Annotated in this window: 24 protein-coding genes; 12 read left to right on the top strand and 12 right to left on the bottom strand. The window is 67.5% G+C overall.

The window, feature by feature from the left end; translation table 11 throughout:
* Positions 1-19 precede the first annotated feature (19 nt).
* Together ETO60_RS06645 and ETO60_RS06640 are read left to right on the top strand one after the other, a co-directional pair.
* Positions 20-1,342: a serine hydrolase gene (locus ETO60_RS06645; RefSeq protein ID WP_130003933.1), complete on the top strand. Its 1,323-nt coding sequence runs from the start codon at positions 20-22 to the stop codon at positions 1,340-1,342.
* 56 nt (positions 1,343-1,398) lie between these two features.
* Positions 1,399-2,247: an AAA family ATPase gene (locus tag ETO60_RS06640; RefSeq protein ID WP_130004633.1), complete on the top strand. Its 849-nt coding sequence runs from the start codon at positions 1,399-1,401 to the stop codon at positions 2,245-2,247.
* A 22-nt stretch (positions 2,248-2,269) separates the two neighbouring features.
* Here ETO60_RS06640 and ETO60_RS06635 read toward each other — a convergent pair whose 3' ends face one another.
* Positions 2,270-3,679, bottom strand: a complete 1,410-nt coding sequence (locus ETO60_RS06635) for a methyl-accepting chemotaxis protein (protein WP_234026370.1) — start codon at positions 3,677-3,679, stop codon at positions 2,270-2,272.
* A gap of 111 nt (positions 3,680-3,790) precedes the next feature.
* Between ETO60_RS06635 and ETO60_RS06630 the strand changes: the two genes are divergently transcribed.
* Positions 3,791-4,972, top strand: a complete 1,182-nt coding sequence (locus ETO60_RS06630; RefSeq protein WP_130003929.1) for a vWA domain-containing protein — start codon at positions 3,791-3,793, stop codon at positions 4,970-4,972.
* A 31-nt stretch (positions 4,973-5,003) separates the two neighbouring features.
* Here ETO60_RS06630 and ETO60_RS06625 read toward each other — a convergent pair whose 3' ends face one another.
* The 3 genes from ETO60_RS06625 to ETO60_RS06615 all read right to left on the bottom strand — a co-directional run bounded on the left by ETO60_RS06625 (position 5,004) and on the right by ETO60_RS06615 (position 8,059).
* Positions 5,004-6,293: a spinster family MFS transporter gene (locus ETO60_RS06625; protein WP_130003927.1), complete on the bottom strand. Its 1,290-nt coding sequence runs from the start codon at positions 6,291-6,293 to the stop codon at positions 5,004-5,006.
* A 72-nt stretch (positions 6,294-6,365) separates the two neighbouring features.
* A complete protein-coding gene (locus ETO60_RS06620) occupies positions 6,366-7,574 on the bottom strand; it encodes an exo-beta-N-acetylmuramidase NamZ family protein (protein WP_130003925.1) in 1,209 nt (402 codons plus the stop codon).
* Positions 7,571-8,059 carry a DOMON domain-containing protein gene (locus ETO60_RS06615; protein WP_130003923.1) on the bottom strand — a complete coding sequence of 163 codons (489 nt, stop codon included), beginning with the start codon at positions 8,057-8,059 and terminating at the stop codon, positions 7,571-7,573. The genes ETO60_RS06620 and ETO60_RS06615 overlap by 4 nt, the downstream gene beginning before the upstream one ends.
* 87 nt (positions 8,060-8,146) lie before the next feature.
* On the opposite strand from ETO60_RS06615, the gene tyrS reads away from it, so the two are divergent.
* The 4 genes from tyrS to cysK all read left to right on the top strand — a co-directional run bounded on the left by tyrS (position 8,147) and on the right by cysK (position 12,084).
* Complete coding sequence (gene tyrS, locus ETO60_RS06610; protein WP_130003921.1) at positions 8,147-9,382, top strand: tyrosine--tRNA ligase; 1,236 nt, start codon at positions 8,147-8,149, stop codon at positions 9,380-9,382.
* An 89-nt stretch (positions 9,383-9,471) separates the two neighbouring features.
* A complete protein-coding gene (locus ETO60_RS06605; RefSeq protein ID WP_130003919.1) occupies positions 9,472-9,810 on the top strand; it encodes a PilZ domain-containing protein in 339 nt (112 codons plus the stop codon).
* 52 nt (positions 9,811-9,862) lie between these two features.
* Positions 9,863-11,167, top strand: coding sequence for an MFS transporter (locus tag ETO60_RS06600; protein ID WP_130003917.1), 1,305 nt, complete (start codon positions 9,863-9,865; stop codon positions 11,165-11,167).
* On the top strand, positions 11,164-12,084 hold the full coding sequence (gene cysK / locus ETO60_RS06595; protein ID WP_130003915.1) for a cysteine synthase A: 921 nt from the start codon (positions 11,164-11,166) through the stop codon (positions 12,082-12,084). The genes ETO60_RS06600 and cysK overlap by 4 nt, the downstream gene beginning before the upstream one ends.
* Positions 12,085-12,110: 26 nt before the next feature.
* Here the strand turns inward: cysK and ETO60_RS06590 are convergent, their stop codons facing one another.
* The 5 genes from ETO60_RS06590 to ETO60_RS06570 form a co-directional block, all read right to left on the bottom strand.
* Positions 12,111-12,410, bottom strand: coding sequence for a DUF6356 family protein (locus tag ETO60_RS06590; protein WP_130003913.1), 300 nt, complete (start codon positions 12,408-12,410; stop codon positions 12,111-12,113).
* 104 nt (positions 12,411-12,514) lie between these two features.
* Positions 12,515-14,320: an acyl-CoA dehydrogenase C-terminal domain-containing protein gene (locus tag ETO60_RS06585; RefSeq protein ID WP_130003911.1), complete on the bottom strand. Its 1,806-nt coding sequence runs from the start codon at positions 14,318-14,320 to the stop codon at positions 12,515-12,517.
* Positions 14,320-14,766 (bottom strand): MerR family transcriptional regulator, encoded by a 447-nt coding sequence (locus ETO60_RS06580; RefSeq protein ID WP_234026369.1) that lies wholly within the window; start codon positions 14,764-14,766, stop codon positions 14,320-14,322. The genes ETO60_RS06585 and ETO60_RS06580 overlap by 1 nt, the downstream gene beginning before the upstream one ends.
* A gap of 112 nt (positions 14,767-14,878) precedes the next feature.
* Positions 14,879-15,229: a phosphoribosyl-AMP cyclohydrolase gene (gene hisI / locus ETO60_RS06575; protein WP_130004631.1), complete on the bottom strand. Its 351-nt coding sequence runs from the start codon at positions 15,227-15,229 to the stop codon at positions 14,879-14,881.
* 293 nt (positions 15,230-15,522) lie between these two features.
* Positions 15,523-16,320, bottom strand: a complete 798-nt coding sequence (locus ETO60_RS06570; RefSeq protein WP_234026368.1) for a ComF family protein — start codon at positions 16,318-16,320, stop codon at positions 15,523-15,525.
* Positions 16,321-16,491: 171 nt separating this feature from the next.
* Here ETO60_RS06570 and ETO60_RS06565 point away from each other — a divergent pair, with 171 nt between their 5' ends.
* Positions 16,492-17,136 (top strand): class I SAM-dependent methyltransferase, encoded by a 645-nt coding sequence (locus tag ETO60_RS06565; protein WP_130003907.1) that lies wholly within the window; start codon positions 16,492-16,494, stop codon positions 17,134-17,136.
* Here the strand turns inward: ETO60_RS06565 and ppdK are convergent.
* Genes ppdK through ETO60_RS06550 form a run of 3 tightly spaced genes read right to left on the bottom strand, consistent with a single transcriptional unit; the run spans position 17,116 to position 22,930 of the window.
* Complete coding sequence (ppdK, locus tag ETO60_RS06560; protein ID WP_130003904.1) at positions 17,116-19,803, bottom strand: pyruvate, phosphate dikinase; 2,688 nt, start codon at positions 19,801-19,803, stop codon at positions 17,116-17,118. The genes ETO60_RS06565 and ppdK overlap by 21 nt on opposite strands.
* A gap of 59 nt (positions 19,804-19,862) precedes the next feature.
* Complete coding sequence (gene glyS / locus ETO60_RS06555; protein ID WP_130003902.1) at positions 19,863-22,034, bottom strand: glycine--tRNA ligase subunit beta; 2,172 nt, start codon at positions 22,032-22,034, stop codon at positions 19,863-19,865.
* Positions 22,031-22,930, bottom strand: coding sequence for a glycine--tRNA ligase subunit alpha (locus ETO60_RS06550; RefSeq protein WP_130003900.1), 900 nt, complete (start codon positions 22,928-22,930; stop codon positions 22,031-22,033). Before ETO60_RS06550 ends, glyS begins: the two co-directional genes overlap by 4 nt.
* Before the next feature lie 124 nt (positions 22,931-23,054).
* Between ETO60_RS06550 and ETO60_RS06545 the strand changes: the two genes are divergently transcribed.
* From ETO60_RS06545 to ETO60_RS06530, 4 genes are all read left to right on the top strand, one after another.
* On the top strand, positions 23,055-23,438 hold the full coding sequence (locus ETO60_RS06545) for a hypothetical protein (protein ID WP_165362131.1): 384 nt from the start codon (positions 23,055-23,057) through the stop codon (positions 23,436-23,438).
* On the top strand, positions 23,435-23,629 hold the full coding sequence (locus tag ETO60_RS06540) for a helix-turn-helix transcriptional regulator (RefSeq protein ID WP_130004627.1): 195 nt from the start codon (positions 23,435-23,437) through the stop codon (positions 23,627-23,629). The genes ETO60_RS06545 and ETO60_RS06540 overlap by 4 nt, the downstream gene beginning before the upstream one ends.
* Positions 23,616-23,966, top strand: a complete 351-nt coding sequence (locus tag ETO60_RS06535; protein ID WP_130003896.1) for a hypothetical protein — start codon at positions 23,616-23,618, stop codon at positions 23,964-23,966. Before ETO60_RS06540 ends, ETO60_RS06535 begins: the two co-directional genes overlap by 14 nt.
* Positions 23,967-24,081: 115 nt before the next feature.
* Positions 24,082-25,023, top strand: a complete 942-nt coding sequence (locus ETO60_RS06530) for a TraB/GumN family protein (protein ID WP_130003894.1) — start codon at positions 24,082-24,084, stop codon at positions 25,021-25,023.
* Positions 25,024-25,091: the final 68 nt, after the last annotated feature.

Here is a 25,091-nt window from a genome sequence, read left to right as displayed (position 1 = left end):
CCACCTTTGGGAAGGACGAATGATGACTCGAGGCACACGCACCCTTCTCTCGGTTCTTCTGATCGGCCTTTCGGGGCCGGTCGGCATCCTGCCGCTCGGGCCTGCGGCGGCGACGGTTCAGGCTGAGGCGGCACCGCGATCGCCGCTCGAGCGGCGCGCATCCGACGTGTCCGCCGTGCTGCGGGGACAGCGTCCGGCGGCAGAGGTCTTTGCCCCGGTTTTTCTCGCCCAGGTCAGCGAGGCTCAGCTGAAGAGGCTTGTGCAGCAGCTGGAGGGCGCGCACGGCGCGTTCATCGGCATCGACAGCGTCACCCCCAACGGGGCGCACAGTGCCGCCGTGACGCTGCGCTTTGCGCGGGCGACCGGACACGGAGTGATGTCGATCGAACCGGCCGAGCCGCACCGTGTGAATGGGCTGCTGGTGCAGCGCTTCCAGACGGCGAATGACAGCCTCGATGCCGTGCGGACGGAACTCGACGCGCTGCCCGGACGAGTGAATGCGTGGTTCGGTCCGGTTGATGGCGGCGTTGCGTGGTTGGAGGTCGGGGCGGACCGGCCGCTGGCGCTTGGTTCGACCTTCAAGCTGTTCGTGCTGGCGGCGACGGCGCGTGCCGTCGACGAGGGGCGGCATCGCTGGGACGAAGTCGTGCCCCTGTCCGTGCGCTCCTACCCGAGCGGCGTCATGCAGGACTGGCCGCAGGGCGCGCCGGTGACCGTGCAGTCGCTCGCGACGCTGATGCTTCAGATCAGCGACAACACCGCCACCGATCAGCTCATCGCCCTGCTCGGCCGCGAGGCGGTCGAGCGCGAATGGCGGGACGCCGGCGGCGATGGCGGACGGTCGTTGCCCTTCCTGATGACGCGCGAGTTCTTCGTGCTCAAGGCCGACCCGCGGCTTCGCGCCCGCTATGCGAGCGCTGCGGAAGCCGAGCGGCGCGGGATGCTTGAAGCCTTGCCGCGTTCCGGGCCGGCGGCGAGCACGGTGGCAGCGGCCTTCTCCGGGGCGCCGCTCGCCCCGGACGCGATCGAATGGCACGCCAGCCCGCAAAGCCTTCGCCGCATTCTGAAAACCCTGACAGAGCCGCGCTTCGCGACCGCGCGGGCGCTGCTGGCCGCAAACCGCAACATGACCGAGGAGGCTGCCGCGGGCTGGCGGTATGTCGGCTTCAAGGGCGGTTCGGAGCCGGGGGTGCTCAACCTCACCTGGCTGCTGCAGGACCGGGAGCAACGCTGGCACATGCTGACCTTGGGCTGGAACAATCCCGACGCGCCGGTCGATCCGGTCCGCCTTGGCGCGCTGGCGCAGCGCATCCTTGCGCTGCCACGGCAAGGGCACTTGTGAGGACAAGGCGGCGGCAGTAGTCCGGCCCCTCCACTGGCAGCACGGACAAGGGCATGATGCAGCGCTTCGAAGGTACGCAGAGCTATATCGCCACCGATGACCTCAAGGTCGCGGTGAACGCGGCGGTCACGCTGCGCCGGCCGCTGCTGGTCAAGGGAGAGCCGGGAACGGGCAAGACCGTGCTGGCGCAGGAGATCGCGACGGCTCTCGATGCGCCGCTGATCGAGTGGCACGTGAAGTCCACCACGAAGGCGCAGCAGGGGCTTTACGAATACGACGCGGTGGCGCGCCTTCGCGACGGACAACTCGGCGATGAACGGGTGCACGACATCCGCAACTACATCCGCCGCGGCAAGCTGTGGGAAGCGTTCACGTCCGAACGGTTGCCGGTGCTGCTCATTGACGAGATCGACAAAGCCGACATCGAGTTTCCCAACGACCTGCTGCAGGAACTCGACCGGATGAGTTTCGATGTCTACGAAACGGGCGAGCGGGTCACGGCGCGCGAGCGGCCGGTGGTCGTCATCACCTCCAACAACGAGAAGGAACTGCCCGACGCGTTCCTGCGCCGCTGCTTCTTCCACTACATCCGCTTCCCCGACCGCGAGACGATGAGCGCGATCATCGCCGTGCATTTCCCCGGCATCCAGCAGCGGCTGGTGAAGGAGGCGCTGGACGTCTTCTACGACCTGCGCGACGTGCCCGGTCTCAAGAAGAAGCCGTCGACGAGCGAGCTGCTGGACTGGCTGAAGCTGCTGCTCAACGAGGACATGCCGCTCGAGGTGCTGCAGGACCGCGACCCGACAAAGGCCATTCCCCCGCTCCACGGGGCTCTGCTCAAGAACGAGGCGGACATCATGCTGTTCGAGCGGCTCGCCTTCATGGCCCGGCGCAAGGGCACGTGACCGCCCGCGGCGCGGCGGCGCGTCAGGCGCGCGACCCCTCCTGCCGGCGGTCGAAACTGTAGGCGACCTCGAAGTCGCCCCACCGGCGGCCGGCAATCACCAGCGGAACATAGACGTTGCGCACGACCTGATAGTTGAGGCCATCGTTCTCCTGGCGGTAGACCGCCATCATGAACGGTGCCGAGCTTTGCTTCGCCTTGCGGTCGATGGCGCCGAGAAGGATCCGCCCGTTGCGGCAGAAGGCCGTATCATGCGCGAGGTCGCCGGTGGGCGCGCGCGACCGTTCGGTGAGGTGCGTGGGCAGGTATCCGTTCATGTCGGTGCACGCCGCCGCGAGGATGTGCCGGTCCGATGCCGACACCCGGTCGAGAATGGGGCGCCAGTGTGCATGTGCCCAGGCGGTCAGGCCGGTTTCGTAACGGGGCGGACGGCTTCCGGGGATCTCCCGGTAGCGCGTGTCGAAGAGCTGCGCCTCGGTGACCTGGCCGGCGCCAAGGGCGTCTTCGGTGAGAAGGCGGATTTCGTCGGCACACCGCTCCGCCAGCGTGACCATGGCGCTGTCGCGCGGCGACAGGCCGGCATGAACGATCCGGTCGAACATGTCGCAGGCGGCCAGTTCCAGTTCCTCGACCCGCTGACCCGCCCGGACAAGGCTGCTCTCGTTTGTGCCCGAAGCATCGTCGAAGCTCGTCAGCACCCGCTGCACGGCGGCGACGTGGCCGGTGATGGTGCCGGTCGCCCGGGCGATCTGCTCGTTCTGCCGGTCCACCTCGGTCACGAGGTCCGCCACCCCGCTGAGTGTGGCCATGATGCTGTTGACCGACGCCTTGGCTTCGCGGCTGGCCGCATTGCCGCTCTCGATCCGGCCGACGACCTCCCCCGCCTCAAGGCCCAGCGCGTCGACAGTGCGGGCGATCTCGTCCGTCGCCTTGCGGGTTTCGGCGGCGAGGTTCTTGACCTCGCCGGCGACTACCGAGAAGGTGCGCCCGGCTTCGCCGGCACGCGCGGCCTCGATGGTCGCGTTGAGCGCAAGGATGTTCGTGGTGTCGGCCAGCTCCTCGATGTCCTTGGCGCTGCGCCGAACCTGCGCCATCGCCGAGGCGAAGCCGGTGACGTGCTGGCCCAGCGCTTCGACCAGATCGAGCAGCGTGGTGATCTGCACCAGCGAATCGCGGATGATCGCCGACCCTTCCTCCAGCCGCCCGATCGCCTTGGCGGACAGCAGCCGCGCCTCGTCGCTGGCGTGCGACACGCGGTCCTGGTCCTCGTTGAGCGCGCGCACCGTGCCCTTGAGCGCGTCGTGCTCGCGGCGCAGCCGTTCGCTGGTCTTCAGGACACCGTCGAGGATGCCGGCCACATCGCTGCAGCCGATGGTCACGTCGGCGCAGCGGTGCGGCAGGCCTTCGAGCGCGGCGGGCGAAAACGCGGACATGGGCGGCAACTGCATTGCGGACTTCCCTTGTTTTTGCTCCCGCTAGCTGCTGAGGCTTAAGATTGGCTAAAGCCTGCCGCGGCGCGGCATGGCGAGGAGCGGAGGAGCGGGGTGTTCTTCAACCTCATCGACGAGCTGCGCGCGGCCGGCATCCCGGTCAGCCTCAAGGAGCATCTGGTGCTGCTGGAAGCCCTCGACGCAGGCGTGATCGAGCGCAGCCCCGAGGCGTTCTACCATCTCAGCCGGGCGGTGTTCATCAAGGACGAAGGGCTGCTCGACCGCTTCGACCAGGTGTTCGCCAAGGTGTTCCGCGGCATCGCGGACGACCTTGGCACCGCACCGGCCAGCATTCCGGAAGACTGGCTGAGGGCGGTCGCGGAACGCTACCTGACTGCCGAGGAAATGGAGAAGATCACCACGCTGGGCAGCTGGGACGAGATCATGGACACGCTGCGCAAGCGGCTGGAGGAGCAGAAGGAGCGGCATCAGGGGGGCAACAAGTGGATCGGCACAGGCGGCACCTCCCCGTTCGGCAATGCCGGCTACAACCCCGAAGGTGTGCGTATCGGCGGCGAGAGCCGCCACCGGCGCGCCATCAAGGTGTGGGAGCGGCGCGAGTTCCGCAACCTTGACAACACGCGCGAGCTGGGAACCCGGAACATCAAGATGGCGCTGCGAAGGCTGCGCCGCTTCGCCCGCGAAGGGGCGGCCGATGAGCTTGACCTCGACGCGACCATTGCCGGCACCGCCCGTCAGGGCTGGCTCGACATCCGGATGCGCCCCGAACGGCACAATGCGGTCAAGCTGCTCCTGTTTCTCGATGTGGGCGGTTCGATGGACCCGTTCGTCCGCCTTGTGGAAGAGCTGTTCAGCGCGGCGACTTCGGAGTTCAAGAACCTCGAGTTCTTCTACTTCCACAACTGCCTCTACGAGGGGGTGTGGAAGGACAACCGGAGGCGGTGGCAGGAGCGCACCGCGACATGGGACGTGCTCCACAAATACGGGCACGACTACAAGGTGGTCTTCGTGGGCGACGCGGCGATGAGCCCGTACGAGATCACCCATCCCGGCGGCAGCGTGGAGCACATGAACGCCGAGCCGGGAGCCGTCTGGCTCCAGCGGGTCGTCAACACCTATCCCGCAACCGTGTGGCTCAACCCCGTGCCCGAGGCGCAGTGGAGCTACTCGCAATCCACCACCCTCGTCCGCCAGCTGCTCGGAGACCGGATGTATTCGCTGACCCTCGACGGACTGGACGAGGCCATGCGCGAGCTCAGCCGCAAGCAGGGCTGACACGTGCGCCGGGCCGCGGCGCGCGAGGTGGTCACGTGTGCCGGTCGAGTTCGGCATCCATCCGCAGGCTCGCGCGCCAGAAGAAGAAGGCCGGAACGAAACCGAGCAGCGCCGCGCCGTAGAGCACGTAGCGCACGCTGTCCTCGGCGAAGCGCGGCTGAAGCAGATCGGACAGGACGCCGAAGAACAGCGGCCCCAGACCCAGCCCGATGAGGTTCTGGAAGAACAGCAGCGCCGCCGCGGCGATGGCCCGGGCCTTCAACGGTACCAGGCCCTGCGCCGCGGAATAGGTCGGGCCGTAATAGAGCGAATTGCAGATCGTCGGGATGAGCAGCCAGGCAAGCGCCGCCTGCCAGGTGGCTGCCTGATAGGCGAAGATCGCCAGTGGCACCGCGACGGCCATGCCGATTGCCGGGGCGGTGAGCACATGCCGGCGGTTGCGCGCTCCGTAGCGATCGGCAAGCCACCCGCCCAGCCATGTGCCAAGGACGCCGGCTGCTCCGTTGAGCAACCCGAACCACAGCCCGACCTGCCCCGGCGTCAGTCCGTGCGTGCGCTGGAAGAAGATCGTCGTCCAGGTGATCTTGCCATAGGCGAGGAAGGCGGCGGCGGACCCGGCGACAAGCAGCAGCACGAAGGCGCGCGACCCCATCACTTTGCGCAAAGCCACACCCAGCGGCAGGGACGCGTCAGCCGAGGGCTGCTGCGTCTGGACCAGGGCGCTCTGCCGGCGAGGCTCGCGCAGCAGGAACCACACAAATCCCGCCAGCAGCACGCCCGGCAGACCCACAACCATGAAGGCGAGCCTCCAGCCGACAAGGTCGGCAAGAACGCCGCCGATGACGAGGCCGAGCAGCGACCCGATCGGGATGCCCAGGGAGTAGAAGGCCAGCGCGGAACTGCGCTTTTCCGGCGGCACGATGTCGCTGATCAGCGAATGCGCCGGCGGCGTGCAGCCAGCCTCGCCCACGCCGACACCAACCCGCGCGAGCAGCAGCTGCCAGAAGTTCTGCGCAAGGCCGCACAGCGCGGTCATCGCCGACCAAGTGGCAAGCGCGACGGCAATCAGACGCGGCCGGTGCGTGGTGGACCTGTCGGCGTAGCGCGCGATCGGCAGGCCGAGCGCGGTGTAGAACAGCGCAAAGGCGAGACCCGTCATCAGCCCGATCTGCGTGTCGCTGAGCCGGAGGTCACGGGCGATCGGCTCGGCAAGAATGTTGACGATCTGCCGGTCGAGAAAGTTGAAGATGTAGACGATCAGCAGCAGCCAAAGCGTCAACCGGACGGACGAGCGTTCCTGCGCGACAACGCTTGTGGCCATTGCACCCCTCCCCTTCGCCGCTCCGGCGGGCATTTCTGTCAGCCGCCATGTTCAGCGGCCGAGGCCGCAGGGTCAATCCCGCTCGTAGAGAAGGTGCGCGGATGTGGCCTCGGTCCACTCCCGCTCGTCGGCGCGCGTAAGGTCATCGAGGTCGCCCGGCACCGCGGCGCGATCGTCCACCCAGGCACGCAGATCCGGCCCTGCGTTGATGACGTCGATCGCAAGGCGGTCGCGCTCGTACTCATAGGGAAAGTCGCGCCACAGCGGGTAATCGTCGCGCAGAGCCCGGATGGCCTTGAAGGTCAGCGCCTGAAGGCGCCACGGTCGAAAGGCGCGGTGGTCGTATCCCGGACCCTCGGCATGCACGAAGATGCCGTGGCAAAGCTGTTGGGCGTGCTTGTGAAAGGTCGGCTCGAACCAGCATTCGCGCAGGGTGCAGCCCGCCATCCACTGCGGGGCGATCCGTTCCATCTCCCGCAGCACGGCGGCGGCGTCGAGATCGGGTGCGCCGAACAGCACTTCGAGCGGCCGGGTCGTCCCCCTTCCCTCGGAAAGCGTAGTGCCCTCGAGCATGACGGTCCCGGCATAGGCGCGGGCCATGTTCACCGTCGCCGCATTGGGACTGGGGTTCACCCACACCCGGTCGGCAGGCCAGCCGTAACCCGGCCCCTGATCAGGAGCCCAGCCCGCCATGGTGACGCACCGGAAGGCAAGGTCAAGATTGCGCTCGGCGATGAACCATTGCGCCATCTCGCCCATCGTCAGCCCGTGGCGCATCGGCATGGCGGCCGCACCAACGAAGCTTTCGTGACCCGCTCTCAGCAGCAGTCCTTCGCACGGCCGCCCCGCCGGATTGGGCCGGTCGAGCACCCAGACCTCCTTGGCGGCGGCCGCCGCGTCCTCGAGCAGGTACAGCAGCGTCGTGACGAAGGTGTAGATACGGCAGCCAAGGTCCTGAAGATCGAACAGGAAGATGTCCGCCGTATCCAGCATCGCCGCCGTCGGCCGCCGGACCTTGCCGTAGAGGCTGAAAACGGGGATCCCGTGCCGCGGGTCGAACTCGTCGGCCGTCTCGACCATGTTGTCCTGCTTGTCGCCCTTGAGGCCGTGCTGCGGGCCGAAGGCGCTGACGATGTTCACGCCGGCACGGCGCAGCGCGTCGAGACTGTGGACGAGATCACGGGTTACCGATGCGGGATGGGCCACCAGCGCGACGCGCCGCCCTTTCAGCTCGCCGAGCAGGCGGGCATCGGCAAGAAGCCGGTCCAGACCGAATGTCATGCCGGGCGTGGTGCCGCAAGCAGGGGAGCGAAGCAAGCCGGATCGTGGAAGTCGGGATGCGGCGCCGGGTGCACCACAGCCCAGTGGGTCACGACGCCATTCTGCTCTTCAAGCACCGCTGTCACATGGCCTTCCCACGGCGGCGCCGGCAAGGCGGCGCGGGGGATGGCCGCGTCGAACAGCGCGGTGCGGGTCGAGCCGCCGCGCCACGTGCAGACGGGCGTGGCGGCGACGGGGAGATCCTGGCGGTCCCGCCGCGTGCCGGAAAAGGCGTAGGCCGCGAAAGCCTGCGAAGGAGACAGGTTCCACTCCTGGTAAGAGCGATCACCGGCCGTGCGGATGAAAAGTTCAAAGCAGGTGGTCCGCCAAAGGCCGTCGGCGCGCCGGCGGCCGGCGAACCGGGGAAGCAGCAGACCGCGCGCGTCCGTCACCCGCCAGCGCAGCACTAGCCAGTCGTGCTCCAGCGTCACCAAACCTGCCGACATGCTCGCGCCTGTCGCGTGTGCCTGCGTCGGGTGCGGCCTCAGCGCGCGTGTTTGCACCGCCGTATTCCCATTGCTACCGCAGCCGGCATGTCCCACTACGCCTCGCCGCTGCTGCGCGTTCTCCAGGAGCGTGGCTATATCCACCAGATCACCGATGCGACAGCGCTCGATGAGCTGCTCGTATCGGGTCCGGTCGCCGGCTACGTCGGCTTCGATGCCACCGCACCGAGCCTGCATGTGGGCAGCCTGGTCCAGATCATGCTGCTGCGCCGGTTGCAGCAGGCAGGCCACCGGCCGGTGGTGCTGATGGGCGGAGGGACGACCCGGATCGGCGATCCAAGCGGGCGCGACGCAAGCCGCGCCATGCTTTCCGACGCCGAGATCGCAGCCAACATCAAGGGCATACTGACGCCCTTCCGCCGCCTGCTGCGCTTCGATGACAGCGCCACCGGCGCGCTCGTCGTCGACAATCAGGACTGGCTGGACGGGCTCGGCTATGTCGAGATGCTGCGGGAAGTCGGCCCGCACTTCACCGTGAACCGGATGCTGACCTTCGACTCGGTGCGGCTCCGGCTGGAACGGGAGCAGCCGCTGACGTTCCTCGAGTTCAACTACATGATCCTTCAGGCCTATGACTTCCGCCATCTCGCCAGACGCCATGGCGTGCGTTTGCAGATGGGCGGCAGCGACCAGTGGGGCAACATCGTCAACGGGGTCGAGCTGACCCGGCGCACCGACGGGCTGCCGGTGTTCGGCCTCACGACTCCGCTCCTGACCACCGCGAGCGGCGCCAAGATGGGCAAGACGGCCGCCGGTGCGGTGTGGCTCAACGAGGATCAGCTGCCGGCCTACGATTTCTGGCAATACTGGCGCAATGTCGACGACCGCGACGTCGGCCGGTTCCTGCGCCTGTTCACCGACCTGCCGATCGTCGAAGTCGAGCGTCTCGAACAGCTCGGCGGAGCGGAGGTCAACGACGCGAAGATCGTGCTCGCCAACGAGGTGACGGCGCTGGTGCGGGGGCGCGATGCCGCGACCCGGGCCGCGGCGACTGCGCAGGCCACCTTCGCAGAAGGCGGCAGCGGCAATGCGCTCCCGTCCATCACGGTGCCCGCCGAAGGCGTGCGCCTCGTCGCCGTGCTGACGCAGCTCGGGTTCTGCGCCTCGGGGGCGGAAGCCAAGCGCAAGATCGCCGAAGGCGCCGTGCGGATCGACAACACTCCGCTGACCGATCCTGCCGCCGTGGTCCGGCTGGAACCCGGCACCGGCGCCCGGCTCAGCCTCGGCCGCAAGAAGCACGCCGTGCTGAAACGCGAGTCCTGAACGCCGGCACCGTGCACCGGCGCTTTACGCCTTGTTAGCTGCTCTTGCCCTATGCTTGCGGCGCATCAAGGCTGGAGGACGACGGCGAAATGAGCGCGGGCGCACAACTGAGCGTGACGGAACTGCGGCGGGTCGCGCGTCATCCCGTCAACTACCCCGTGGTGGTGGAGCACAGGGTGCGAGGCGACGTTCAGATGCGCGTCGTCAACGTCTCGGCCCATGGCTTCATGATCGACGACTGCGTCGATCTGGCGCGCGGCGACAGGATCATCATCCGGCTGCCGGTGATCGGCCGGATCGAGGCGCACGTCATCTGGACCCGCGACAACCGCGCCGGCTTCCAGTTCGAACGGATCATCAGGCAGACCGACTTCGATGCGATGATCGACCAGCTTCAGCCCAATCCCCGGCTGCGCCGCCGGCGCTGAGGCGCTCCCGACACCGCTCTTCACAAAGCGCGGAGCCGATGCCAAGGGCCGGGTGGTGAGCACCACCACCTCGCCAACCTCGCCGCTGCGCATCGGCGACTTTCGCGCGTATCTCGTCGCCCGTTTCGCGATGACGCTGGCGCAGTACGCGATGATGCTCGTCATCGGGTGGCAGACCTACAGCTATGCGCGCGACGGCGGCATGAGCATCGCTCAGGCGGCCGGCCAGCTCGGATTGATCGGGCTTCTGCAGTTCATCCCGCTCTTTGTGCTGACGCCGTTCTCGGGTCTGGTGGCGGACCGCTTCGACCGCCGCCGTGTCGCTCAGGTGACGCTTCTGCTCCAGACCGGCAGCGGCGCCGTGCTCGCCTGGGTGACCTGGAGCGGAGACATCACCCTTGGCTGGCTGTTTGCGGTGGCCGTGGTGCTGGGCGTGGTGCGAGCGTTCAACGGCCCGGCCATGTCAGCGCTGGCGCCCAATCTCGTGCCCGCGGCCCTGTTGCCGACCGCGATCGCGCTTTCATCGATCGCCTGGCAGGTGGGCATGATCGCCGGGCCCGGCCTGGGGGGCTACCTCTATGCCATTCAGCCGGCCCTGCCCTACGCCGTCGCCACGCTCCTGCTGGCTATGGCGCTGGTCACGATGGGCTTCATCTCTCCACCCCCGCGACCCGAACGGCGCCAGCAGGTCTCCCCTCTTGTCCAAGTGCTGGAAGGGTTGCGCTACGTGGCGCGCAACCGGATGGTGCTCGGCGCGATCACCCTCGACCTGCTGGCGGTGTTCCTTGCCGGAGCCAATGCGCTTCTGCCGGTGTTTGCGAGGGACATACTCGAGGTCGGCGAACGTGGTCTGGCGCAGCTCGCGATGGCACCCGCGATCGGCGCCGCGATCACCGCAGCGTGGTTCTCGTACCGTCCGCTGAAAACCAATGTCGGACCACGCATGCTGTGGGCGGTCGCCGTCTTCGGTGCGGCGACGGTGGCGTTCGCCCTGTCCCGCTCGATGGCGCTGAGCCTTGCCTTGCTGGTGATCATCGGAGCCGCCGACATGTTCTCCGTCTACATCCGCTCCTCGCTCATCCATCTGCACACCCCCGACGACAAGCGCGGGAGGGTGTCGGCCGTCAGCCTGCTGACCGTCAGCGCCTCGAACGAGCTGGGCGATGCGTTCTCGGGCGCGCTGGCCTTTCTGGTCGGGCCGGTCGCGGCGCTGATCGCCGGCGGAAGCGGCGCCGTGCTGACGGTCGCGCTGTGGAGCAGGCTGTTTCCTGTCCTCAGGACCACGAGAACCTTTGCGCCCCCGCCGGCGTTGCAGGATGAACTGCCCGAACAGAAACTTCAGGAGCGAATCTCATGAAAGCCGCGTCCGTTCTCGAGACGATCGGGACCACTCCGCACATCCGTCTGTCCCGCCTGTTTCCGGATCACGAGGTTTGGATCAAGAGCGAGCGGGCGAATCCCGGCGGCTCGATCAAGGACCGCATCGCGCTGCGGATGATCGAAGATGCGGAGCGCGACGGACGGCTGCAGCCCGGCGGGACGATCATCGAACCGACCAGCGGCAACACCGGCATCGGTCTTGCCATGGTCGCCGCCGTCAAGGGTTACCGGCTTGTTCTGGTCATGCCCGAAAGCATGAGCCTCGAGCGGCGGCGCCTGATGCTTGCGTATGGCGCGACCTTCGATCTCACGCCCAAGGAGAAGGGGATGAAGGGCGCCATCGCGCGGGCGCACGAGCTGGTGGACACGACTCCGGGCGCCTTCATGCCGAGCCAGTTCGACAATCCGAGCAACATCCGTGTTCACGCGGAAACCACGGTGCAGGAAATCCTTGCCGACTTCGCCGACACGCCGGTCGACGTCATCATCACCGGCGTCGGGACCGGAGGGCACATCACCGCCTGCGCCGAGGAGTTGCGCAAGCACTGGCCGCACCTGCAGGTGTTCGCGGTGGAACCGACCCTGTCGCCCGTGATCTCCGGCGGAGAACCGGGGCCGCACCCGATCCAGGGGATCGGCGCGGGGTTCATCCCGGAAAACCTGCATGCCTCGGCGCTCAGCGGCGTCGTCCAGGTCGATCCCGAAGCCGCGAAGGCAATGGCGAAGCGCTCGGCGCGCGAAGAAGGCCTGCTTGTCGGCATCTCGAGCGGCGCCACGCTGGCCGCCATCGAGGCCAAGCTGGCGGAATTGCCCGATGGCGTGCGCGTGCTCGGCTTCAACTACGACACGGGCGAGCGTTATCTGTCCGTGCCCGATTTCCTGCCGACCGAGTAGCCGCTCCCCGCGCCGGCACCTGCCGGTCAGATGACGTAATCGTCGCCGCTGCCTGAACCGCGGCGGCGCCGTTCCAGTTCGGCGTGCAGGCTCCGGACGCAATCCGATGCGGCGTTCTGGAAGACCGGCGGCAGGAGAGCGTGCAGCACACAGCGAAGCCCGCCGCCGATCATCCGCGCCCCGAACGACACAGCCACCCGCGCGTGCTGGAAGTAGTTCTCGCCAACCGAGCGCGGGTGGTCGAGAAAGCGTTCCACGAGACTCACCCCCGGCAAGGCGCGCCCCTGCCCGGCGGTGTCGCGAAGCGGAGATCCTGCGCTGTGCATCGCGGCACCGTACCGCCGGTCAGAAGCCGGTCAACCCCGACGCCGAAGCACTCGGCATCGCGGGATCCAGGCGGTTTAGTCCTGGCGCTCTCGTTCGTAGCCGATCACGCCGCGACGGCGAAGGCCTCCGGCGGAAGGGCCATGACCGCATCGGCGCCGCTCTCGATCTTCCTCCGCAGGGCGCCGGTGTCGGGCAGGTAGCGATCCATGAAGTAGCGGGCGGTGACGAGCTTCGCCTCGTAGAAGGCCGAAGGTTCCGCACCCTCCGCCAGCCGGCGGCGAGCCACGCGTGCCATCCGCAGCCACAGGTAGCCAAGCGTCACGATGCCCATCAGATGCATGTAGTTGAAGGCGCCTGCCCCGAGATGGTTGGGGTTCTGCATGGCGTTGTGCATGAACCACATCGTCGCCGCCTGCTGGTCGGCAAGCGCCTTCTGCAGTTTGTCGGCGAGCGCCTTCTGCTCCGCATCGTCCTGCGCGGCAGCGATCTCCTCACCGACCAGCTTGAAGAACGCCTGGATCGCAGCACCGCCTTTCTGCGCAAGCTTGCGCCCGCACAGATCCATGGCCTGTATGCCGTTCGTGCCCTCGTAGATCTGGGCGATGCGCGCGTCGCGGACGAACTGCTCCATCCCCCATTCGCGCACATAGCCGTGGCCGCCGAACACCTGCTGCATGTTCACCGCCACCTCGAAGCCCTTGTCGGTGCCGTAGCCCTTGATGACCGGGGTCAGCAGGCTGATGAGCTGATCGGCTTCGGCCCGCTCCTCCTCCGTTGCCGCGCGATGCGACATGTCGACGAGCAGCGCCCCCCACAGACACAGCGCCCGCATCCCCTCATTGAAGGCCTTGGCATCCATCAGCATCCGCCGCACGTCGGGATGATTGAAGATGGGATCCGCCTGCGCCTCCGGCTCGGCCGGCCCGGTCAGGGCACGGCCCTGCCGCCGGTCCAGCGCGTAGGCGACCGCGTTCTGATAGGACACTTCCCCTTGCGCGAGACCCTGTACACCGACCCCGAGCCGCGCCGCGTTCATCATGATGAACATGGCGGCCAGACCGCGGTTCTCCTCGCCCACGAGCCATCCCTTAGCGCCGTCGTAGTTGAGCAGGCAGGTCGAGTTGCCGTGAATGCCCATCTTGTGCTCGATCGACCCGCAGGCGACGGCATTGCGCTCGCCGAGCGAGCCGTCGTCATTCACCAGCACCTTGGGCACCACGAACAGGGAGATGCCCTTGGTGCTGTCCGGCGCGCCCGGCGTCTTGGCCAGCACGAGATGGATGATGTTCTCCGTCAGGTCGTGCTCTCCGGCCGAGATGAAGATCTTGGTGCCGGTGATGGCATAGCTGCCGTCGTCCTGCGGCACGGCGCGGGTCCGGATCATGCCGAGATCGGTGCCGCACTGCGGCTCGGTCAGGTTCATGGTGCCCAGCCACTCTCCCGCCACCATGCGCGGCAGATAGGTGTCCTTCTGTTCCTGGCTTCCGGTGGCCAGCAGCGCGGCGACGGCGCCGTTCGCGAGTCCGGGATACATGCCGAACGACTGGTTGGCCGCGGAGATGAACTCCTCGACGGCAAAGCCGACGACATGCGGCAATCCTTGGCCGCCGAACTCCTCCGGCGCGGTCAGCGTGCCCCACCCCGCCTCGACGAACTGGTCGTAAGCATTCTTGAACCCCGCAGGGGTCGTGACCGAACCATCCTCGTGGCGCGTACATCCCTCCTCGTCGCCAGAGCGGTTCAGCGGCGCCAGAACCTCGGCGGTGAAGCGGCCGGCTTCGGTCAGAATGCTTTCCACCAGATCGGGTGTCGCGCTCGCGAAGCCGGGCAGGTTGTTGAGCGCGGGCAGGTCGAGCACCTCGTTGATGACGAACAGGGCATCTCGGACGGGGGCGGTGTAGGTCGGCATCAGCTATCCTTCGGCTGCGGCATTGCAGGGGTTTGGTCGGCTTCCATGCGCTCGATCAGGGCGATGAAGTCGGTCAGTTCGGCGATTGACGCATCGATGTCTTCGCGTTGCGCCCGCAGCTTGGCGACATGCTGGCGACACCGTTCGATCGTCACCTGGCGTTGCCGTATCCGGCCGTCGCCCAGATCATAAAGGTCGATCATCTCGCGGATCTCGGCAAGCGAAAAGCCGACGTTCTTGGCGCGCATGATCCACGCGAGCCGCGCGCGATCCCGCTTGGAATAGACGCGGGCGCTGCCGACGCGCGCCGGCGCAATGAGGCCCTCGTCCTCGTAGAAGCGCAAGGTGCGGGCGGTGCACCCGAACTCCGACGTGAGATGGGTGATGGAGTAATGCTCCCGTCCGGCAGAGCCGGCTGCGTCGCCGCGAGCGGGGCTGTCAGGCAACCACGTGTGCGCCCCAGAAGGCTGGCGATCAGGCGAAGACACGGAGAACAGCTAAGCCACCACGTGACGTGCCAGTCAAGACTTTACGCGAACGGCAACCCGACCGAGAGGGTCAGGTGAGCGTCCGATAGAAGCAGCTTCGCGCACCCGTGTGGCAGGTCGGTCCCGCGGGCTTGCAGGTGACGAGCAGCGCGTCGGCATCGCAGTCGACGCGAAGGTCGACGACCTCAAGGAAGTTGCCCGACGTTTCGCCCTTGCACCACAGCTTCGCCCGCGAGCGCGAATGGAAGTGCACCCTCCCCGTTCTCAGGGTCGCGTCGAGAGCCTCCTCGTCCATGTAGCCCAGCATGAGGACCGCTCCATCCGCGGCATCAACGATGATGGCCGGCAGCAGACCCGACGCATCGAAGCGGGGCTTGAACGGCGTGCTCTGGCCGTGTGCGTCGATCAGGGTGCGCTGCATCCGGTCCGCCATGCTCAATTCTGTCCTCTCGCGAAAATGTTGCATCTCAACAACATGCCGCAGGAAAAAATTTCCTCGTTTGCGAAGCCCTCTTTGCATTCCGCAAGAGTGGTGTGAATTCTTGCGCGCCAGCACTGTTGAGCAGGCGACGATCGAGAGACGAATACATCGGGTCGTGGTTCAGGAACAGCGCCGCGTGAACCTAATCAGGCTTGCGACGCTGAGGATTTGAGGGAGCGGGCTTGGCGGCGATCAGGGGGATAGCCGCTTCGCCGGAAGGCAGGCCTGGTTCGTCACGGCACGCCCGGGATCGCGAGGTTCCGGGCGTCTGTGTGCGGTCGACCGCTCCCCTCGGGAAGCGACGCGGCCGCCTTGCGTGACGGCGTGGTGCCGGCACGGGCAAAGCACAGTCCCGAAATGCTGGCGACACCGGCCCCGAGCAGGGCCTCGGCACACGCGGTGAACGTCGCCCCGCTGGTCATCACATCATCAACCAGGAGCACGTCGGCACCGCTCAGCGCCTCGCATCGGCGGGGGTTCACCGTCACCGCCCCGGCGAGCAGCGCCTGCCGGTCGGCACGAGAGCGCGTGCCGAGCATCGGCGTGGCGCGCACACGGCAGAGGGCATCGACGATCAGCCGGCCCTGACCCAGCTTCTGCAGTTCGCGCCCGAGAAGGACCGCCTGGTTGTAGCCCCGCCGCCAAAGACGGGACCTGTGCAGCGGCACCGGAACGACGATCCTCCGTTCGGCAGGAGGCGGAGCGTTGGCTGCCATGAGCCGGGCGAGAAGCGGAGCGTGACTGATGCGCCCGCCATGCTTGAACGCCAGCAGGAGCGTGCGCGCGAGGGAGTTGTACGGAACGGCAGCGTGGATGGGGAGCGCGATCTGTCTCGCCGCGTCCGCCTTTGCCGCCACGCGCAGAACGGTCACCGGAGTGTCGCCAGGAAACGCGTCCAGTGACTGCCAGCAGGGCAGACACAGCCCCGTCTGCGTGCCGAGGCTGCTTCCGCACCCGCAGCAGCGCGGCGGATAGACGAAATCCACGAGCGGGCCGAGCGCGGCGCCGATCAGGCGGGACGCGCGCTTCACCCCCGCGCCTCTTGATGCTAGCGCCTGCGCATCAACCACTCGTCATCCCCGTCCTTGACCTCGCCCGCGCCGCCACCGCTCATCTTTTCGCCTGCCCGGCAGGCGGCTGTGTTTTCGCGCGCCTGCCGCAGGCAAGGTGAGGAAGGAGCGGCCCGGTTCCTCTGGCAGCATATGGCGGAAGAGGTAAACGAACGCCTCGACTTCCTCCGTTTTGCCCCGCGACAAGTGCTGGTCATCGGCGACGCGGCCGGTCTGCTGAGGGACGCGCTGTCCCGCCGGGGCGCCGAGGTCGAGTCGCTGGGCTGGCACGCCTGGGCCGCCGAACGTCCGCTCCCGCCGGCACGGTTCGACATGGTCGTGGCCGATCATGGGCTGGCCAGCGTGAACGACCTTCCGGGAGCGCTGGTCCATCTGCGCCGGGCCTTGACGTCACAGGGCATGCTGCTCGCCAGCATCGCCGGGGCCGGCTCGGTGCCCCGGCTGCGCGCGGCGATCCTCGCCGCCGAGACGGACAGGGCCTATGCCCGGATCCATCCGCAGGTCGACAGCCGCTCCGCCAGCATGCTGATGCAGCGCACCGGGTTTCACCGGCAGGTGGTCGACACTGCCCGCCTCACGGTGCGCTATGGCAGCCTCGCGCGCCTCGTGGACGATCTTCGCGACCACGGCCTCGGCAATGTGCTGCGCACGCCCGGGCCGCCCCTCACCAGACGCCAGCGCAGCACGATCGAGGCGTTCCTCCGTGCGGAAGGCGGCGCCGACGGACGCTGGAGCGAATTGTTCGAGATGATCACCCTAAGCGGCTGGACCCGCTGAGCGGCGTGCCCGCAGGCTTGCCTGCGCCGCGGCCAGCCGGGCGATCGGCACACGGTAAGGCGAGGCGCTGACGTAGTCGAGCCCCACCTCCTCGCAGAAGGCGATGCTGTCCGGGTCGCCGCCATGTTCGCCGCAGATGCCCAGCTTCAGCGTCGCGCTCGCCCCTCGCCCAAGCTCGGCTGCCATGCGGATCAGGCGGCCGACGCCGTCCCGGTCGATGCCGACGAACGGATCGCGGGTGAAGATCCCCTGATCGAGATAGGTGTGGATGAACGAGCCGGCATCGTCGCGGCTGATGCCGAGCGTCGTCTGTGTCAGGTCGTTCGTGCCGAAACTGAAGAAGTCGGCATGGGCGGCGATGGCGTCCGCGGTCAGCGCCGCGCGTGGCAGCTCGATCATGGTGCCGACGGAATAGGGCAGCGCGCGCCCCCGCCCTGCCATCACCTCGCGGGCGACCGCTTCGACCTTGTCACGCACGATGGCGAGTTCCGCGGCCGTCGCGACCAGCGGGATCATCAGCTCCGGCACCGGCGCCGAGCCTGTGGCGTCGGCAACGTCGCACGCCGCCTCGAAGATGGCGCGGGCCTGCATGGCGTAGATTTCGGGATAGGTGATCCCCAGGCGACAGCCGCGGTGCCCCAGCATCGGATTGACTTCGCGCAGTTCGGCCGCACGGCGCATCAGCGTCTCGCGCGAGGGGCCGCCGGGTTCGAGCAGGTCGTCGAAATCCGCGTCGCTGTGCGGCAGGAACTCGTGCAGCGGCGGGTCAAGCAGGCGGATGGTGCACGGCAGGCCGGCCATGATCTCGAAGATGCGGGCGAAGTCGGCGCGCTGCGCCGGAAGAAGCGCGTCCAGCGCGGCATCGCGTTCGGCAGCGCTGCCGGCAAGGATCATGCGGCGCACGGCGCGGATCCGGTCGGGCTGGAAGAACATGTGTTCGGTCCGGCACAGGCCCACCCCCTCGGCGCCGAACCTCCGGGCCGCCGCGCAGTCGTCGGGTGTCTCGGCATTGGTGCGCACGCGCATCCGGCGATGCCGGTCGGCCCAGAGCATCAGGTCGCCGAAGGCGCCGGTCAGCTCGGGCTCGCGGGTCGGCACCGTGCCGGCCATGACCTCGCCCGAGGAGCCGTCGATGGTGATTGCGTCACCCTCCGCAAGCCTGTGGCCGGCGATCGTCACCGACCGGGCCGCCATGTCGATGACCACGTCCGACGCCCCGCAGACGCAGGGGCGGCCCATGCCCCGCGCCACGACCGCGGCATGGCTGGTCATGCCGCCACGGGTGGTCAGGATGCCCCGCGCCGCGTGCATGCCGCCGATGTCCTCCGGCGAGGTTTCGGTGCGGCACAGAAGCACATGCTCGCCGCGCGCCGCCCACGCTTCGGCCGTCGCCGCGTCGAGCACGATCCGTCCCGTCGCTGCTCCGGGAGAGGCCGGCAGCCCGCGGCACAGCACCTCCCGGCTGGCATCGGGATCGAGCGTGGGGTGCAGCAGCTGGTCAAGGGCCATCGGCTCGACCCGCAGGACCGCATCCTCCTCGTTGATCAGCCCCTCCGCCACCATGTCGACGGCCATCCGCAACGCCGCTGCCGCCGTCCGTTTGCCGCTGCGCGTCTGGAGCAGGTAGAGGTCGCCCTCTTCGACGGTGAATTCGACGTCCTGCATGTCGCGATAATGCCGTTCGAGCAGGTCAAGGTAGCGGGTCAGTTCCGCGTGCACCCGCGGAAGCGCCTCCTCCATGCTCGGCGCTTTCGCTCCCGCCCGCTCGCGGTGGCGGCGGGTCAGATATTGCGGGGTGCGGATGCCGGCGACCACGTCCTCGCCCTGCGCGTTCGGGAGCCACTCACCATAGGCGGTGCGCTCCCCGGTGGCGGGATCCCTGGTGAACACCACGCCGGTGGCGCTGTTTTCCCCGCGATTGCCGAACACCATCGCCTGAACGTTGACGGCCGTCCCGCAGTCATCCGCGATCGCGTTGAGGCGGCGGTAGATCCGCGCCCGCTCGGAATTCCAGCTGCGGAACACTGCCGCGATCGCCTCGGCGAGCTGTTCGTGGACATCCTGCGGGAACGGGGCACCCGCCTCGCGCCTGACGATGTCCTTGTAGGTGTCGACCAGCGCGCGCAGATCGCCGGCGTCCAGCTCCGTGTCGTTGAGGAAGCCGCGTTCTTCCTTGGCGATCTCGAGCGCTTCTTCGAAGCACCCGTGGTCCACTCCCATCACCACGTCGCCGTACATCTGGATGAACCGCCGATAGGAGTCCCAGGCAAACCGCTCGTTCGCGGACGCGCCCGCCAGTCCCCTCACCGTGTCGTCATTGAGACCGAGGTTGAGCACGGTGTCCATCATTCCCGGCATCGACTGCGCCGCACCCGATCGCACGGACAGCAGCAACGGATTGGCCGTGTCGCCGAAGCGGCGGCCGACAGACGTTTCCACCCGCTCCAGCGCGGCCGCGATCGCCTCGCGCAGTTCCGCGTGCAGCACGCCCGAGGCGGAGAAGCGGCGACATTCCTCCGTTGTGATGGTGAAGCCGGGCGGCACGGGCAGGCCAATGCTGGCCATTTCGGCCAGATTGGCTCCCTTGCCCCCGACGACGGTCTTGTCCTTCTGCCGCGGATCGCCGTGCTCCGCGCCGCCGCCGAAATTGTACACCGTCTGGACCATGCGACCCCTGCACCTGCGAGACCTGGACCGCCTGTTACAGGGTCCAGACAAAAGCCATGCTACCCCTCGATGCGGCTGAAATCGGCCACGCGCCCGACGGCATCGCGGAACCGGGCGAGCAGGTCCAGCCTTGCCGCCCGCTTGTCCTGATCCGGGTCATTGACGGTGACCTCCTCGAAAAACGCGTCGATCGGCGCGCGCAGACCGGCGAGCGCCTGCATCGCGCCGGTGAAATCCTCCGCCGTGACCGCCGCCACAGCTCTGGGTTCAGCCTCGTCGAGCGCGGCCACGAGAGCCTCCTCGGCCGGCTCGCGCTGTGCCGACGGCGAGGCGGCGCGCTTCGCCTGCATCTGTGCCTGGACCACAGGGGCCAGTTCGGGATCGTCGACAAGGGCGAGCGGATCCTCTTCGCCGGTGCGGGCGATCCCCTCCGTGCGCAGCGGCTCGTCCTTGGCGGGCCGCGCCCCGCTCCAGCCTTCCTTCTTCAGGATGTTGGCGGCGCGCTTGTAGGCGGCGAGCAGGTTCTGCCCGTCCGCCGTTTCGACAAAAGCCTGCAGCGCATTCACACGGGCAAGAAGCCGCACGAGGTCGTCCTCGTTCCCGAGCGCGAACACCGCGTCGATGAGGTCATGACGAACGCCAGCCTCGCGCTGCTGCACCTTGAGGCGGTCGATGAGGAACGACTCAAGCACCGTTTGCTTCATGCCCGCTCCTGCCTTGTCCAACAGCCTGCGAAGCGGAACCCGGATCTGGCTGGTGGTAAGGAGAGCGAGGAAGCTCAGGGCGGCGCGGCGAAGGGCAAAGGGATCTTTCGAGCCGGTGGGCTGGAGATTGGCGGCGAAGAACCCGGCCAGCGTATCCAGCTTGTCCGCGAGGCTCACCGCCACTGTGACCGGCGCGGTGGGCACCTCATCGCCCTGCCCGATTGGCTTGTAGTGGTCGCGGATGGCGTCCGCGACTGCTTCGGGCAAGCCTTCCGCGCGGGCGTAGTGGCCGCCCATGACGCCCTGCAGTTCCGGGAATTCGCCCACCATGTCGGTGACGAGATCGGCCTTGCACAGTTCTGCCGCCTGCCGCGCCAGCGCCGGATCGCAGCCCGGAACGATGCCGTCGCTGGCCAGCCATTCGGCCAGCTTCGCCACCCGCTCCACCTTGTCGGCGAGGGTGCCCAGCTTCTCGTGGAAGGTGATGCGCGCCAGCCCCTCGGCATGCTCGGCCAGGGTCTTGCGGCGGTCCTGATCCCAGAAGAAGCGCGCATCGGCGAGCCGCGCGGCCAGCACCCTGGCATTGCCCGCCACGATCGCCGCGCCCCCATCCGCGGCCGCAATGTTGGCGGTGCAGACGAAGGCGTTGGCCAGTCGCCCGCCGGCATCCTGACAGACGAAATACTTCTGGTTCACCCGCGCGGTGAGCTGGATCACCTCGGGCGGAACATCGAGAAACGCGGCGTCGAACCGGCCGAGCAGCGGCACCGGCCATTCGGTCAGACCGGCGTTCTCGATCACCAGCCCTTCGTCCTCGACCAGCTTCAGACCCGCGTCGGCGGCCGCCTTGGCCGCGCCGGCACGGATCAGCGCCGCGCGCTCCTCGTGATCGACGACGACATGGCAGGCGCGCAGCTTTTCGGCGTAGTCGTGCGCGCCGCCGATGGTGATCGCGCCCGAATGGTGGAAGCGGTGGCCAAGCGTCGCGCAGCTGCTGGCGACGCCCGCCGCCTCGCATTCGACCAGTTCATCGCCCAGAATGGCGACGATCCCGCTCAGCGGCCGGACCCAGCGCGGGCTGGCCGTGCTGAGCGAAGCCGCGCCCCAGCGCATCGACTTGGGCCAGGCGAAGTCGCGCACCATCGCCGGAACCGCTTCAGCCAGCACCGCCTTCATCGCGCGGCCCGGCGTCTCGATCACGGCAAACCACGTCGGCCGCCCCTTCACCTCGCGGAGCTGAAGCTGGTCCCTGCTGACGCCGTTCTTGCGGCAGAACCCGTCAAGCGCCGCGTCGGGCGCACCCTCGGGTGGCCCCTTGACCTCCTCGCTCACCGCTCCGGTGGCGTCGGGCAATCCCCTGGCGATCAGGACAAGACGGCGCGGCGTCGACAAGACGGTGACGTCGCCCGCATCGACGCCCACACCGTGAAGTTCGCGGCGGAACAGCCGTTCCAGCTCCTCCCGCGCGCCGGGCTGCATTCGCGCCGGAATTTCCTCGCAGCGCAGTTCGAGGAGAAAGTCGCTCACAGCGACCACTCCGGGTATTTTGCCTGCCATTGCGGGGCGAGCCGTGCCGCATAGGCTTCGCACGAGGCCCGGGCAAGATCGCGCACCCGCCCCATATAGCTGGCGCGTTCCTGCACGCTGATCACGCCGCGCGCCTGGAGCAGGTTGAAGATGTGGCTCGCTTCCACTGCCTGTTCGTAGGCCGGGATCGGCAGGTTGCTGGCAAGGCAGTTCTCGCTTTCGGCGGCGGCCTTGCGGAACTGGTCGAACAGCGTATCCGTGTCGGCGACCTCGAAGTTCCAGCGCGACATCTGCCGCTCGTTTTCGAGAAACACGTCGCCATAGCTCACGCCGCGGCCGTTGAAGGCGAGATCATAGACGTTGTCGACGCCCTGGATGTACATGGCGAGACGTTCGAGGCCGTAGGTCAGTTCGCCCGAAACCGGCTTGCAGTCGAAGCCGCCCATCTGCTGGAAGTAGGTGAACTGCGTCACCTCCATCCCGTCGCACCACACCTCCCAGCCCAGTCCCCACGCGCCGAGCGTCGGGGATTCCCAGTCATCCTCGACGAAGCGGATGTCATGCTTCAGCGGATCGATCCCGATCACTTCGAGGCTGCCGAGGTAGAGATCCTGAATGTCCGGCGGACTCGGCTTCAGGATGACCTGATACTGGTAGTAGTGCTGCAACCGGTTCGGGTTCTCGCCATACCGGCCGTCCGTGGGGCGGCGGCAGGGCTGCACGAAGGCGGCGTTCCACGGCTCCGGCCCGAGGGCCCGCAGGGTGGTAGCGGTATGGAACGTGCCCGCCCCCATCCGCATGTCGTAGGGCTGGAGGATCAGGCAGCCCTGCGCGCTCCAGAAGTCGTGCAGGGCAAGGATCATGTCCTGGAAGCTGTTCGCGGGATCGCGGTTCATGGCGCGCGCCATGCCGCAGGGGCCAATAGGCGTCAACGGCGACACCGAAAGACCGATGTCATGGAAACTTGACAGCGTAAGCGAATCGCGACAATACGTCATGGAAACCTGACACGAGGTGTTTGTGACGGCTGAGAAACGAGCGAAACTGTATATGGCCATGGCTTGGATGGGCGCGGCTGCAATCGTCCTCTTCTGGCTCGCTCGACTGTTCAATTGGCCGGACGTACTCAAAGGCCTGCCGGTCGGAATGCTCCTCGTCAGCCTGTTCATATTGCTGCGCAGGAAGTTGCGAGATGAATATATCCAGCGGCTGTGGGTGGCGGGAACCTCGTTCTCGTTTGCGGTTCTCGTCGTGGCGTTCCTCCTCGCCCCGGCGTTGGAGGGTCTTATTGACGGGCTGCGCGGTGCAGCCAAGACGCGCGACTGGCCCGACATCGCGACGCCGCTCGCCATGTTCGCCTTCTTCGTGGGTTTTCTCGCGACGTGGCTGAGAGACCGGGCTTGAAAAACCGGCTCAAGGTGCTGCGCGCAGAACGCAACTGGAGCCAGGCAGAACTTGCCGGCCGGCTCGACGTGTCGCGACAGGCGGTGAACGCGATCGAGACGGGGAAGCACGACCCGTCCCTGCCCCTCGCTTTCCGCATCGCGCGCCTGTTCGACCTGCCGATTGAGGAGATTTTCGATGACGGCCACTGACATGACGCCACCGACCGGAGAAGAACGGCTGCGATCGCGGCGGCGAAAATTCGCCCGCTATTGCCTGCTGGCCTTCGCTGTCGCCTTGGTGGCAGGCATGGCGAGCGGATATCTTGGCGCGCTGGTGGCACAGGGCACTCTGCCACGCGGACTGATCTATGGCACGACAGCGGCCTTCCTGCTTGCCTTCACCTGGTTCACCCGCGATTACCTGCGCCGTGTCGATGAACTCGACCTGCTGGACAACCTGTGGGCGGGATTGATCGGCTTTTCCGTCTTCTTCGCGGGTTTTCCATCTGGAACAGCCTGCATCAGTTCGGCCTCGCTCCGCCAGTGAACAACTGGCTGCTGTGGGGCGGCACGACCGCCGTCATGTTTCTGGCTTACTTCCTGCGCAAGCTGGGCCTCAGGTAAGCGTTCTTTCGTTGCCCCTTCCCCCGAGGAGTTTGAACATGAAGAGAATCACGTCGTTGCTCGCAGGCGCAGCCCTGATCGTCTCGCTTCAGGGTTGCACCGCGTCCACCGTCGATCAGCGTGCCACAGGCACCACTGTCCGACCGGCGCCGGCGGGCGCGGCGGTGGAGCGGGTGCAGACCACCGGCCCCGCCTTGTGGAAGGTGGCGGACGCGGACACGACCATCTTTCTCTTCGGGACCGTGCACCTGCTCCCGACGACGGCGCAGTGGATGACCCCGGCGATCCGCGATGCGCTCGCGTCCTCGGACGTCATGGTCACCGAGATCCTTTCGTCCGAAATGACCGACGCCGCCATGCAGCAGCAGATGATGGCCCGCGGCATGCTGCCTCAGGGGCAGACCTTGCGCGGCCTGCTCACTGACGAGCAGCGCGTGGCGTACGAAGGGGCGCTGCAGAAGCTGGGCATTCCGGCCGCCGCCTTCGACCAGTTCAAGCCCTGGATGGCGGCGATGACCCTGTCTCTCCTGCCGCTGGTGCAGCAGGGCTACACCCCCGACAGCGGCGTCGAGAAGGTGCTGGAGGCGCAGGCCGGCCCGCACATCCAGCGCGCCGCTCTCGAGACGGTCGAATTCCAGATCAACGTCTTCGACTCCATGCCGCAGGACGCGCAGATCGCCTATCTCATCGAGGTGGCGCAGCAGGCCGACGACATCAGGCCGATGCTGGACCGCATGGTCGCGGCATGGACCGCGGGCGACGCCGACGGTCTGGCGGCGATCATGAACGAATCGCTTCAGCAGAACAGCGACCTTGCCGAGCGCCTTCTGTATGCCCGCAACCGCAACTGGGCCGACTGGATCGCCGCCCGCCTCGAGCAGCCGGGAGTCGTGTTCATGGCCGTCGGCGCTGGGCATCTCGCCGGGCAGAACAGCGTGCAGGACATTCTGAAGCAGCGCCGGGTGGTGGCGCCGCGCTGAACGCGCCTTCCTGCCCTCGCCTTGCCAACGGCGCCGCCGGCAGGTAGGGCGCCGGGGCGTGCCGTTCT

The organism is Qipengyuania thermophila, from assembly GCF_004153605.1.
Taxonomy (GTDB): Bacteria; Pseudomonadota; Alphaproteobacteria; order Sphingomonadales; family Sphingomonadaceae; genus Qipengyuania_B; species Qipengyuania_B thermophila.
Note: the sequence above shows the minus strand (reverse complement) of the source record. Positions and strands in the feature narration are given on the sequence as shown.

Bases quoted from the DNA above. Each gene is read 5' to 3' on its own strand.
- hisI (WP_130004631.1), bottom strand. From the start codon at position 15,229: ATGCAGCGCACCCTGATCGACGCACACGGCCAGAGCACGCCGTTCAAG.
- ETO60_RS06640 (WP_130004633.1), top strand. From the start codon at position 1,399: ATGCAGCGCTTCGAAGGTACGCAGAGCTATATCGCCACCGATGACCTC.
- ETO60_RS06605 (WP_130003919.1), top strand. From the start codon at position 9,472: ATGAGCGCGGGCGCACAACTGAGCGTGACGGAACTGCGGCGGGTCGCG.
- ETO60_RS06590 (WP_130003913.1), bottom strand. From the start codon at position 12,410: ATGCACAGCGCAGGATCTCCGCTTCGCGACACCGCCGGGCAGGGGCGC.
- ETO60_RS06645 (WP_130003933.1), top strand. From the start codon at position 20: ATGATGACTCGAGGCACACGCACCCTTCTCTCGGTTCTTCTGATCGGC.
- ETO60_RS06615 (WP_130003923.1), bottom strand. From the start codon at position 8,059: ATGTCGGCAGGTTTGGTGACGCTGGAGCACGACTGGCTAGTGCTGCGC.
- ETO60_RS06530 (WP_130003894.1), top strand. From the start codon at position 24,082: ATGAAGAGAATCACGTCGTTGCTCGCAGGCGCAGCCCTGATCGTCTCG.
- ETO60_RS06550 (WP_130003900.1), bottom strand. From the start codon at position 22,930: ATGAACCGCGATCCCGCGAACAGCTTCCAGGACATGATCCTTGCCCTG.
- ETO60_RS06535 (WP_130003896.1), top strand. From the start codon at position 23,616: ATGACGGCCACTGACATGACGCCACCGACCGGAGAAGAACGGCTGCGA.
- ETO60_RS06620 (WP_130003925.1), bottom strand. From the start codon at position 7,574: ATGACATTCGGTCTGGACCGGCTTCTTGCCGATGCCCGCCTGCTCGGC.
- cysK (WP_130003915.1), top strand. From the start codon at position 11,164: ATGAAAGCCGCGTCCGTTCTCGAGACGATCGGGACCACTCCGCACATC.
- ETO60_RS06635 (WP_234026370.1), bottom strand. From the start codon at position 3,679: ATGTCCGCGTTTTCGCCCGCCGCGCTCGAAGGCCTGCCGCACCGCTGC.
- tyrS (WP_130003921.1), top strand. From the start codon at position 8,147: ATGTCCCACTACGCCTCGCCGCTGCTGCGCGTTCTCCAGGAGCGTGGC.
- ETO60_RS06585 (WP_130003911.1), bottom strand. From the start codon at position 14,320: ATGCCGACCTACACCGCCCCCGTCCGAGATGCCCTGTTCGTCATCAAC.
- ETO60_RS06565 (WP_130003907.1), top strand. From the start codon at position 16,492: ATGGCGGAAGAGGTAAACGAACGCCTCGACTTCCTCCGTTTTGCCCCG.
- ETO60_RS06625 (WP_130003927.1), bottom strand. From the start codon at position 6,293: ATGGCCACAAGCGTTGTCGCGCAGGAACGCTCGTCCGTCCGGTTGACG.
- ppdK (WP_130003904.1), bottom strand. From the start codon at position 19,803: ATGGTCCAGACGGTGTACAATTTCGGCGGCGGCGCGGAGCACGGCGAT.